This window comes from Acetobacter sp. (genome assembly GCF_047723915.1).
Taxonomy (GTDB): domain Bacteria; phylum Pseudomonadota; class Alphaproteobacteria; order Acetobacterales; family Acetobacteraceae; genus Acetobacter.
Genome location: NZ_JBDOBQ010000033.1, coordinates 17,767 through 28,232, shown reverse-complemented (window position 1 = coordinate 28,232; position 10,466 = coordinate 17,767). Strand labels below are relative to the sequence as shown.

Genomic DNA, 10,466 nt, shown 5'->3' with positions numbered 1-10,466 from the left:
GGCGAACAGGGGGGTGGCGGAGGGGTGGTACGCGTGGCTGGAAAAGCTGCGCACCCGTATGGACATGCGCATACGCGCCGTTCTGCCCGGCGATGTCGGGAGCGTGGCCGCAACCCTGCTGGCTGGAAAAAGCGAGGGCATTGCCCCCGCCGTGCGGGAGGATTTCGCGGCGTCGGGGCTTGCTCATTTACTGGCGGTGGCGGGGCTGCATCTGGGGCTGGTGATGGCGGTCGTCATGGGGGTGTGCCGCTTTTTGCTGGCCGCGTGGGAATACGCGGCCCTGCGCTGGCCCTGCAAGGCGGTGTCCGCACTGGTGGCGTGGCTTGCAGGCGGGGTTTACGTGCTGCTGACCGGTGCGCATCTGCCTGCCCAGCGCGGCTGGCTGATGGCGGGTGTGGTGGTGCTGGGGCTTGCGGCGCAGCGGCGGCCCGTTTCCATGCGGGGGCTGGCGCTGGCGGCATCCGTGCTGGAAGTGGCGCGGCCACAGGTGGTGGTGGGCGTTGTGTTCCAGATGTCCATGGCGGCGGTCATGGCGCTTATTGCCGGTTACGAATCGCTGCAACCCCGCCTTGTGCCGTGGCGGGGCAGGGTCCGGGGACCTGTGGGCTGGCTGCTCGGCCATGTGGGCGGGCTGGCGCTGGTCAGCCTGCTGGCAGGGGGTGCGACACTGCCTGTCGTCATGGCGCATTTCGGGGTGGTCGAGCCGTATTTCGTGCTCGCCAATCTGGTGGCGGTGCCGCTGATGGCGGTGTGGATCATGCCGCTTGGTCTGCTGGCGGTCTGCTGCATGCCATTCCATGCCGACGCAGGGTGCCTGCACCTGATGGGGCTGGGCATACGCTGCGTGCTGTGGATGGCCCATACCGTGGCCCATTGGCCGGGTGCCCGGCTGGCGGTGCCCCATATGCCGGGCTGGGGGCTTGTCGGGGCGTTGCTGGGGTTATGCTGGCTGTGTCTGTGGCGGCGGGGGTGGCGCTGGCTGGGTTGCGCTGGGCTGGCGCTGGGCCTGCTGTCGCCCTGGCTGGTGGCCCGCCCCGATATTCTTGTCAGCCCTGATGGCCACATGCTGGGCATACGGATGCCCGACGCCGTGCTGCTTATGGGGCAGTCGCGCGACGGGGGCGTGCAATCGGCGGCCTGGGCTCAGGCCCTGGGCCTGCCCGCCCGCCCCTGGGCCTGGACGGCGCAGGCCCAGACCGCTGACGGTGCGCTTACCTGCGGGCAGGACGGGGTGCCCGGCATCTGCCTGCTGCTGCGTGGCGGGCATGAGATCGTGCTGGTGCTCCAGCAGCCCCCACAGGCGGGGGAGGAGGCAGGTGACGAGGCGGGTGAGGGGCCGGGTGACGGTCCGGGCGCACTGGCCTCGCTCTGCGCGGGGGCGGATGGGGTCATCAGCACCGCGCGGTTCGGTCTGGTCTGCCCGCAAGCACCATTGCGGCTGGACCGTATGTCAGCCTGGTGGCAGGGGGCGCATACGCTCACGCTGTCCGGGCCTGTGCGGGTGCGTGCGGCGCGGCCTTCTGGCGCAAGCCGCCCCTGGATGCTCCGGCCCGGTGGGCACGCTACTCCCCTGCTGCCGCTTCCCAGGTCCGAATGATCCGCCCGGATTCAGGGCAGGCCGCTACAGGGGGCGTCAGTCTTCAACGCTTTCGAATGCGGCCATGACCCGGCTGGAATAGACCAGAGCCGCGCCGGCGTTCAGGGCGACGGCAACGCCCAGGGCTTCGGCTATTTCTTCCTTGCTGGCGCCGACTTTTTTGGCCGCGGCGGAATGGACGGCAATACAGCCATCGCAGCGGGTGGTGACGGCAACGGCCAGCGCGATCAGTTCACGCGTTTTGGGGTCGAGGTGTTTGCTTTCGGGCAACGGGGTTTCCAGAGTCTGGAGTCCGCTCAGCGTGTTGGGGGTCAGCTTTGCCAGGGTCTTCACGTTTTTTTGCATATCGGCGCGATAGGCGTTCCAGTCGGTCATGATCTGAGCTTTCGAAACGGTTTGCGGACATAATCAGTGCAGCAGAGAGCCCACTTTCTGTCACGACACGGTTAGGAGAGGTCAGGACGCTTGCGAAAGGCGCTCTCCTGCCGGTATCGGGCAGGTTATGACACAGACAGACAAGAGCGCGCCTGCCGCCAGCACACGGCAGGGGCCATTGGCGGTTTACCGGCAGCGCGTGGCGGCGGGTGACCTCAACAGCGATCCGGATCAGGCCCGTGTGATCGAGCGGCTTGACCAGTTGTGGCGCGAACTCGCGGCCATGCCCGACCGGCCGGCTCAGGCCCCCGCGCCGGACAATGGCGCGCGCGGCCTGTTTTCGGGGCTGGTCAGCCGCCTGCGGCCGCAGGCCGTCGCGCCCCGCCCCGCCCGCCCGCGCGGGCTCTATATCGTAGGGCGTGTCGGGCGTGGCAAAACCATGGTCATGGACCTGTTCTATGCCTGCGCCCCCGTGCGGCAGAAGGAACGCCTGCATTTCCTGCGCTTCATGCAGGACGTGCACCAGCGTCTGTTCGAACTCAAACGCGACAACCCCAGCATGACCGACCCCATTCCGCCGCTGGCCAAAAGCATTGCGGGGCGGGCAACGCTGCTGTGCTTTGACGAATTCCAGGTGAACGACATCGCGGACGCCATGATTCTCGGCCGCCTGTTCGAAGCCCTGTTCGCCTGCGGGGTGGTGATTGTCGCCACATCCAATACCGAGCCGTCGCAACTGTTCCAGAACCGGCCTGGGGCGGACGCGTTCAAGCCGTTCATCGCCATCATCCGGCGCGAACTCGACACGATCGAACTGGATTCGCCGCGCGATTACCGCCGTGGGCGCGAGCAGGACCAGGAGACATGGCTTGTTCCGGCGGATACCCGGTCCAGCCAGCAACTCCAGCATGTGTTCAGGCGTTATGCGGCGGGCCAGAAAATCGAGCCGGTAACACTGCAATACAGCGGCCGCAGCTTCGAGATCGAACAGGCGGCGGGGCCGGTGTGCCGGTTCGGTTTCAACTCTTTGTGTGGCAGGCCGCTTGGACCGAACGATTATCTCGCCCTCGCCAAGCGCTTTCCGGTGGTCGTGATCGAGGACATTCCCTGCATGGGGCAGGACGAGGCCAACCTGGCGCGCCGCTTCATTACCCTGATCGACGCCTTGTACGACAACGGAAATCTGCTGTTTGCATCGGCCGAAGCCCCGCCCGACAAGCTGTTCACGCAGGGCGAAGGGTCGGACGCATTCGCCCGTACCGCATCACGTCTGGCGGAAATGGGGAGCGAAAGCTGGCTCGAACACGGGGCCCAGGCGGCTCAGGCGGCGCACAGCCTCTCTAGAGCGTGACAGAAGGCGATCTTGTTCCCGCGACAGGGCGGGTCTAGCTCTTTGGGACACAGCCGCCGGGCCAGCAGGGTCCGGCGCAGGATTGCAAAAGGGCGCTCGGGGTTTGGACCCGGAGCGGGAGTAAAGATGGTTCGGCTTACCTTGGCGTGTGACAAACTATCTGGTCAGCAGCGCGGACGGGTTCCGCAGCAAAGGGGAATGTAAGATGGCGGTCACGGACATGCTGGCAACCGCATTGAACGGTGCCAATATCGCTTACCTTGCGGATCTGTACGCCCAGTGGGTCAAGGAACCCGCCAGCGTTGATCCATCGTTCGATATTCTCTTCAGTTCCCTGGGGGACGATGAAGCCGCCGTGCTGCAGGACGCGGTCGGGGCGTCCTGGGCGCCGCGCGCCTCGATCATCACGGGGGACGAACCGGCCCCCGCACCCAAGGGTGCGGCCGTGGGCGGTCTTTCCGCGCAGGACAGCCTGTCCATCGCGCGGCTGATCCGGGCCTACCGCGAATATGGCAGCTTCGAAGCGGCACTGGACCCGCTGGGCCTGAAAATTCCCGCCCCGCGTGAGGAACTTGACCCCGCCACCTACGGTTTTGGCGCAAAGGACCTGGACCGCGACGTGTTCGTGGGCTCCCTTATGGCCCCTCTGCTGTCGGGCAAGACGACGGCAAAGGTCAAGGACATCATTGCCGCCCTGCGCGGCGTGTATTGCGGCGCCATCGGTGCGGAATACATGCAGGCCCCCACGGCGGAGCAGCGCGAATGGTTCCGCCAGCGGCTCGAGGGCGATAACTGGCAGACCAACGTGTCGGTCGAGGAACGCCGCAGCATTCTCAAGAACCTGACCGAAGCCGAAGGGTTCGAGGCGTTCTGCCAGAAGCGCTATGTGGGCGCCAAGCGCTTCGGCCTTGAAGGCGGGGAAATCTCCATTCCGTCGCTGCATGCCATTATCGACCAGGCCGCCAGCCAGGGCGTGACATCGGTTGCCATCGGCATGGCCCATCGTGGCCGCCTGAACACGCTCGTCAATGTGGTGCGCAAGCCTTACGTTGCGATTTTCAACGAATTTGCGGGCGGGTCTTTCAAGCCTGACAATGTCGATGGTTCGGGCGACGTCAAATACCATCTCGGTTCCTCGACCGATGTGGAAGTGGGTGGCCGGCCTGTTCATATCTCGCTCCAGCCCAACCCGTCGCATCTCGAGGCCGTGGATACCGTCGTGTGCGGCAAGGTGCGCGCCATTCAGGACGATTCGGGCGATACCGAAGGCCGCCATTCTTCCATGGCCATCGTCATCCATGGTGACGCCGCGTTCGCGGGGCAGGGCATCGTGTATGAAACCTTCGCCATGTCGCAACTGCCCGGCTACCGTACGGGGGGCAGTATCCATATCGTGGTGAACAACCAGGTCGGTTTCACCACCAATCCGGAACTCGGGCATTCGGGGCTGCGTGGCACCGATATCGCAAAATCCATCAACGCGCCGGTGCTGCACGTGAATGGTGATGACGCCGAGGCCGTGATCTATGCATCCCGCCTCGCGGCCGATTACCGGCAGAAATTCGCCTCCGACATCGTGCTTGATATCGTATGCTACCGTCGCCATGGCCATAACGAGACGGATGAACCCGTGTTCACCCAGCCCGTGATGTACAAGGCCATTGCCGAACACGAAACGCCGCATGCGCTGTATGCCAAGCGCATTGTGCAGGTCGGCGCCGCGACCGAGGCCGAGGTGCAGGCCCAGTGGAATGCGTTCCAGGACAAGCTGGACGAGGACTACAAGGCTGCCCAGTCCTACAAGGTGAACAAGGCCGACTGGCTGGAAGGTGGCTGGAAAGGCATGACCGCCCCGGGCCACAAGTCCGAGAGCGCTTTCCCCGAAACCGGTGTGTCCGAGGACGCGCTGCACAAAATCGGCGTTGCCATCACCACCGTTCCCGACGGCTTCAACCTGAATTCCAAGATCGCGCGCCAGCTCAAGGCCAAGGCGGCCATGTTCAGCTCGGGCGAAGGGTTCGACTGGGCCACGGGCGAGGCGCTGGGCTTTGGCTCGCTGCTGCTTGACGGCCACCGCGTGCGCCTGTCGGGCGAGGACTGCCAGCGCGGCACGTTCAGCCAGCGCCATGCCACATGGACCGATCAGGTCAACCAGACGCAGTTCACGCCGCTCAACGCGGTGGAAGGCGGCAAGGCCAAGATCGAGATCTGGAACTCCCTGCTGTCCGAATACGGCGTGCTGGGTTTCGAATACGGCTATTCGCTGCGCAACCCGCAGAACCTTGTGCTGTGGGAAGCCCAGTTCGGTGATTTTGCGAACTGCGCGCAGGTCATTATCGACCAGTTCATTGCCTCGGGCGAAACCAAGTGGCTGCGCATGTCCGGTCTGGTCATGCTGCTGCCCCATGGTTACGAAGGGCAGGGGCCTGAACATTCCTCCGCCCGGCTTGAGCGGTATCTGCAACTCTGTGCTGAAGACAACATGTTTGTCTGCAACATCACCACACCGGCGAACTACTTCCACGCCCTGCGCCGCCAGCTCAAGCTGGATTACCGCAAGCCCCTGATCCTGATGGAGCCCAAATCCCTGCTCCGTCACAAGCTTGCCGTGTCCAACCTGGCGGATTTCGGTCCCGGCACGCGCTTTACGCCCGTGCTGCCCGAAGTGGACGCGCTGGACCCGGATGCAAAAATCCGCCGTGTCGTGCTGTGCTCGGGCAAGGTCTATTATGACCTGCTGGCCGAACGCCGCGAAAAAGGCATCAAGGATGTTGCCATCCTGCGTCTGGAGCAACTCTACCCCTTCCCGACGGAGGCTCTCGCGGCCGAGCTGAAGCGCTATCCTGAAGCCGATATCATCTGGTGCCAGGAAGAAACGGAGAACGGGGGTGCCTGGTATTTTGTCGACCGCCGGATCGAAGGGGCGCTGCTCAAGGCCGGGCACAAGACAGGGCGGCCCAGCTATATCGGGCGCGCCGCCGCGGCCAGCCCCGCGACAGGGCTTGCCAGTATCCACGCGGCCGAACAGGCCGATCTGGTTGCGCGGGCTCTCGGGGTAAAAGCCACGGCCTGAGGCCGGGTCTGAAACACCGGCCCGTGCAATGCGCGGGTCGGGCATAGGTTAATTCATGAGCACCCGTGCGGGTCGCGGGTGGCAGGACCGGTGCTGCGCGAAAAAATGGCGCGCCACATCGGGGATTTCTGAAAAGAAATGGGGAACAGGATGTCAGTCGAGATCAAGGTGCCGACACTGGGTGAGAGCGTGACAACCGCGACAGTCGCCAAATGGCTGAAGCAGCCGGGTGAAGCGGTGAAGGCAGACGAGCCGATTGTCGAACTTGAAACCGATAAGGTCAGTGTGGAAGTGTCCGCGCCGCAGGCCGGAGCACTGGGCCCGCAGGCCGCCAAGGAAGGCGACGAAGTGGAAGTGGGCGCATTGCTGACCACGCTTGAACCCGGTGCCGCGGGGACAGTTGCCGCCAAGGCCGCGACCCCCGAGAAAAAAGCCGCGCCGGCTCCTGCTCCGGCCGCGCCTGCCCCCGCACCCAAGGTGGCGGCTCCGGCGGCGGATGCCGCGACCGCCCTGCCGGCGGCGCGCAAGCTCCTGGCCGAAAACGGGCTGAGCGCACAGCAGATCGGGCAGGGCACGGGCCTTGGCGGGCGCGTGACCAAGGGTGACGTGCTGGGCTTTCTGGCGCAGCCGCAGGCTCCTGCCGCCGCTCCCAAGCCACCGCGCAACGACGACCCGCGCGAAGAACGCGTGAAAATGACGCGCCTGCGCCGCACCATCGCCCGCCGCCTGAAGGAAGCGCAGAACACGGCGGCCATGCTGACCACGTTCAACGAAATCGACATGTCCGGCGCCATGGCGCTGCGTGCCGAATTCCAGGACAGCTTCGTGAAGAAGCACGGCGTGAAGCTTGGCTTCATGTCCATCTTCTCGCGCGCGGTCATTGCGGCCCTGAAGGAATTTCCGGCCATCAATGCTGAAATTGACGGTGAGGACGTGATCTATCGCGACTTCATCAATCTCGGCATTGCGGTCGGTGGCCCCAACGGGCTGGTGGTGCCTGTCATCCGCGACGCGGACAAGATGGGTTACGCCCAGATCGAAAAAACCATTGCCGGTTTCGGCAAGGCCGCGCGTGAAGGCACGCTCAAGCTCGATGAACTGTCGGGTGGCACGTTCTCCATCACCAATGGCGGTATCTACGGATCGCTGCTGTCCACCCCGATCCTGAATGCGCCGCAGTCCGGTATTCTGGGCATGCACTCCATCCAGGAACGCCCGGTTGCGGTGAACGGGCAGGTTGTGATCCGTCCGATGATGTATGTGGCCCTTTCCTATGACCATCGTATTGTGGACGGGAAGGAAGCTGTCAGCTTCCTGGTAAGGCTGAAGCAGAATGTGGAAGACCCGCGCCGCCTCCTGATTGACGTCTGAGGCCGGTCTGGCCGGGTGGCGCATGACGCCCCCGGCCTGTTCCCTTCTGCCCCCAAACGTGAGCGAGACAAGATCCATGCCGACTGAAATCAAAGTACCCACACTTGGCGAAAGTGTTACAACTGCCACGGTGGGGAAGTGGCTCAAGCAGCCGGGTGATGCCGTCAAGGAAGACGAACCGATTGTAGAACTCGAGACCGACAAGGTCAGTGTCGAGGTTCCCGCCCCGGCCAGCGGTCGCCTGGCCAGCCATGCCGTGAAGGAAGGCGACGAGGTCGAGGTTGGCGCCGTGCTGGCGACGCTTGAAGCCGGCGCCGCCGGTGCCGCGCCGTCAGCCCCTGCTGCCCCGGCACCCGCGGCCACGGCGGAAGCGCCCAAGGCTGCTCCGGCCGCCCCGGCTGCCGCAGCCCCGGCCGAGACCGATTACGATGTCGTGGTGATCGGTGCCGGGCCGGGCGGGTATGTGTGCGCCATTCGCGCCGCCCAGCTTGGCTTCAAGGTGGCGTGCGTCGAACAGCGCGCGACTCTGGGTGGTACCTGCCTGAATGTCGGGTGCATTCCGTCCAAGGCGCTGTTGCAGTCTTCTGAAAACTTTCATGCGGCAGGCCATGATTTTGCATCCCATGGCGTGGTGATCGACAGCGTTAAGCTCGACCTGGCCCGCATGCAGGCCCGCAAGGCTGAAATTGTCGGCGCCAACGTCAAGGGTGTCGAATTCCTGTTCAAGAAAAACGGCATTACCTGGCTGAAAGGTCATGGCAAGGTCGAAGGCACGGGCCGGCTGAGTGTTGACGGCAAGCCGGTGACAGCCAGGCACATCATCATCGCCAGTGGCAGCGACAGCGCGAACCTGCCCGGTATCGAGGTGGATGAGAAAGTTATCGTTACCTCCACGGGTGCGCTGGAACTGTCCGAAGTGCCCAAGCGCCTGGTGGTGATCGGTGGCGGCGTGATCGGGCTAGAGCTTGGCAGCGTCTGGAGCCGCCTTGGCTCGGACGTGACGGTTGTGGAGTTCCTGGACCGTCTTGTGCCCGGCACGGATAACGAAGTCGCAACCCAGTTCCAGAAACTGCTGGTCAAGCAGGGCTTCAAGATGAAGCTGGGCCACAAGGTGACAAAAGCCGAAAAAACCAAGAAGGGCGTGGTGCTGAGCATCGAACCCTCCGCCGGTGGATCGGTTGAAACGCTGGAGGCCGACGTGGTTCTGGTGGCTGTGGGGCGCACCGCCGCCAGCAAGAACATGGGGCTGGAGGAAGCGGGTGTTGCGCTGGACAAGCGTGGCCGCGTGGAAGTGGACGGACATTTCGCCACCAGCGTGCCCGGCATTTATGCCATTGGCGACGTGATCGCGGGCCCCATGCTTGCCCACAAGGCCGAGGAAGAAGGCGTGGCCCTGGCCGAAATTCTGGCTGGACAGGCCGGTCATGTGAATTACGACGCCATTCCCGGCGTGATCTACACCTGGCCGGAAGTGGCGTCCGTCGGCTTTACGGAAGAGCAGCTCAAGGACAAGGCCGTAGCCTACAAGACTGGCAAGTTCCCGTTCCTGGCCAATGGTCGCGCCCGCGCCCTTGGCATGACGGACGGTTTTGTCAAAGTGCTGGCGGACAAGCAAACGGATCGCGTTCTGGGCGTTCACATTATCGGGCCGGCAGCAGGTGAACTGATTGCCGAGGCAACCATGGCGATCGAGTTCGGTGCATCCGCCGAAGATATCGCCCGTGTGTGCCATGCTCATCCGACGCTGAGCGAAGCTGTAAAGGAAGCAGCACTGGCCGCCGACAATCGCGCATTGAATATGTGATTGTTTTTCTTCTGTTAGAAAAAATGGCGTAGTCTCTGCTGACTGGATTGCGGGAGAGACTACGGCATGCATGCGCTGAAATGTCTGGCGGTGGGCGGTCTGCTGGCCGTGCAGGCCATGCCGGCAATAGCGGAAACTACGCCCGCGCCGTCACTGTCAGGCCCTGTCACGGCGGATGGGGGGGCTACCGGTTCTGAAACCGGAGCCAGGCAGACTCCTCACGCTTTTTTCCCTGACGGTGACGTGGGGGCAAGCTGGTCCACGCCAGCGGACAGAACGGTGGAAGGTGCTGCGGCCGGGCCGCAGTCCTCGGGGGGGGTATCCTCTCCAGCCGGTGGGGCAGCGGCTGCATCTCCTCCTGTTTCACAGCGGGCACCTCTGGCGGACCCCGCCGTGGCCACGCCTCTGCATTCCCGTTCCGCGCCGCCGTTCAGGCCCATCGGGCCGCTCTGGCCGGCATCGCACGTTGTGGCACCTGCTCCGTCCGTTCAGCCGCCGCAGGCGCTGCCAGCGCCGCCCGCCGCGCTGCCGCAATCACCGTTGGCGGTGCCTCCATCGGTTCCCGTGCCTCCATTGTCACCGCACCCGCGCCCGGGTTTTCCCGGGGGTGGTTCACAGGTTGCCAGCACGACTCCATCCCAGCCTCTGCTCCAGCCCCCGGCCGCCCCCATACCGGCGGGGCCATCGACAACGCAGCCCGGACCGGACACGCCCAGACCTGAAGCGCGGATGGCTGAAACGCCATCGCCTGAAACGTCCGTGCATGAAATGCCAGCGTCTGGAATGCCGGGGCATGAAACACAGGGGCCGGAAACACAGAGAGCTGAAACACAGAGACCTGAAACCTCCAGTCCTGAAATAACCGGGGCCAAGGGTGGGGCATTGGGGGGGCAGG

The 10,466-nt window shown here is 64.4% G+C and carries 6 protein-coding genes; 5 read left to right on the top strand and 1 reads right to left on the bottom strand.

All coding sequences use genetic code 11. The features are described 5' to 3' along the window. A partial coding sequence (locus ABF990_RS13380) for a ComEC/Rec2 family competence protein (RefSeq protein ID WP_415506646.1) occupies positions 1 to 1,597 on the top strand: 1,597 nt, incomplete at its 5' end. A gap of 36 nt (positions 1,598 to 1,633) precedes the next feature. Here the strand turns inward: ABF990_RS13380 and ABF990_RS13375 are convergent. After that, positions 1,634 to 1,972: a carboxymuconolactone decarboxylase family protein gene (locus ABF990_RS13375; protein ID WP_415492549.1), complete on the bottom strand. Its 339-nt coding sequence runs from the start codon at positions 1,970 to 1,972 to the stop codon at positions 1,634 to 1,636. A gap of 127 nt (positions 1,973 to 2,099) precedes the next feature. Between ABF990_RS13375 and zapE the strand changes: the two genes are divergently transcribed. From zapE to lpdA, 4 genes are all read left to right on the top strand, one after another. After that, on the top strand, positions 2,100 to 3,323 hold the full coding sequence (gene zapE, locus ABF990_RS13370; protein ID WP_415500944.1) for a cell division protein ZapE: 1,224 nt from the start codon (positions 2,100 to 2,102) through the stop codon (positions 3,321 to 3,323). A gap of 205 nt (positions 3,324 to 3,528) precedes the next feature. Then, entirely contained in the window at positions 3,529 to 6,396 is a 2,868-nt protein-coding gene (locus ABF990_RS13365; RefSeq protein ID WP_415500945.1) for a 2-oxoglutarate dehydrogenase E1 component, read from the top strand. Positions 6,397 to 6,546: 150 nt separating this feature from the next. Continuing rightward, positions 6,547 to 7,767, top strand: a complete 1,221-nt coding sequence (gene odhB / locus ABF990_RS13360; protein ID WP_415500946.1) for a 2-oxoglutarate dehydrogenase complex dihydrolipoyllysine-residue succinyltransferase — start codon at positions 6,547 to 6,549, stop codon at positions 7,765 to 7,767. Between the two features lie 76 nt (positions 7,768 to 7,843). After that, the gene (gene lpdA / locus ABF990_RS13355) at positions 7,844 to 9,571 is read left to right on the top strand and encodes a dihydrolipoyl dehydrogenase (protein WP_415500947.1); all 1,728 of its coding nucleotides are present in this window, start codon (positions 7,844 to 7,846) and stop codon (positions 9,569 to 9,571) included. Positions 9,572 to 10,466 lie beyond the last annotated feature (895 nt).

Bases quoted from the DNA above. Each gene is read 5' to 3' on its own strand.
- zapE (WP_415500944.1), top strand. From the start codon at position 2,100: ATGACACAGACAGACAAGAGCGCGCCTGCCGCCAGCACACGGCAGGGG.
- ABF990_RS13365 (WP_415500945.1), top strand. From the start codon at position 3,529: ATGGCGGTCACGGACATGCTGGCAACCGCATTGAACGGTGCCAATATC.
- lpdA (WP_415500947.1), top strand. From the start codon at position 7,844: ATGCCGACTGAAATCAAAGTACCCACACTTGGCGAAAGTGTTACAACT.
- odhB (WP_415500946.1), top strand. From the start codon at position 6,547: ATGTCAGTCGAGATCAAGGTGCCGACACTGGGTGAGAGCGTGACAACC.
- ABF990_RS13375 (WP_415492549.1), bottom strand. From the start codon at position 1,972: ATGACCGACTGGAACGCCTATCGCGCCGATATGCAAAAAAACGTGAAG.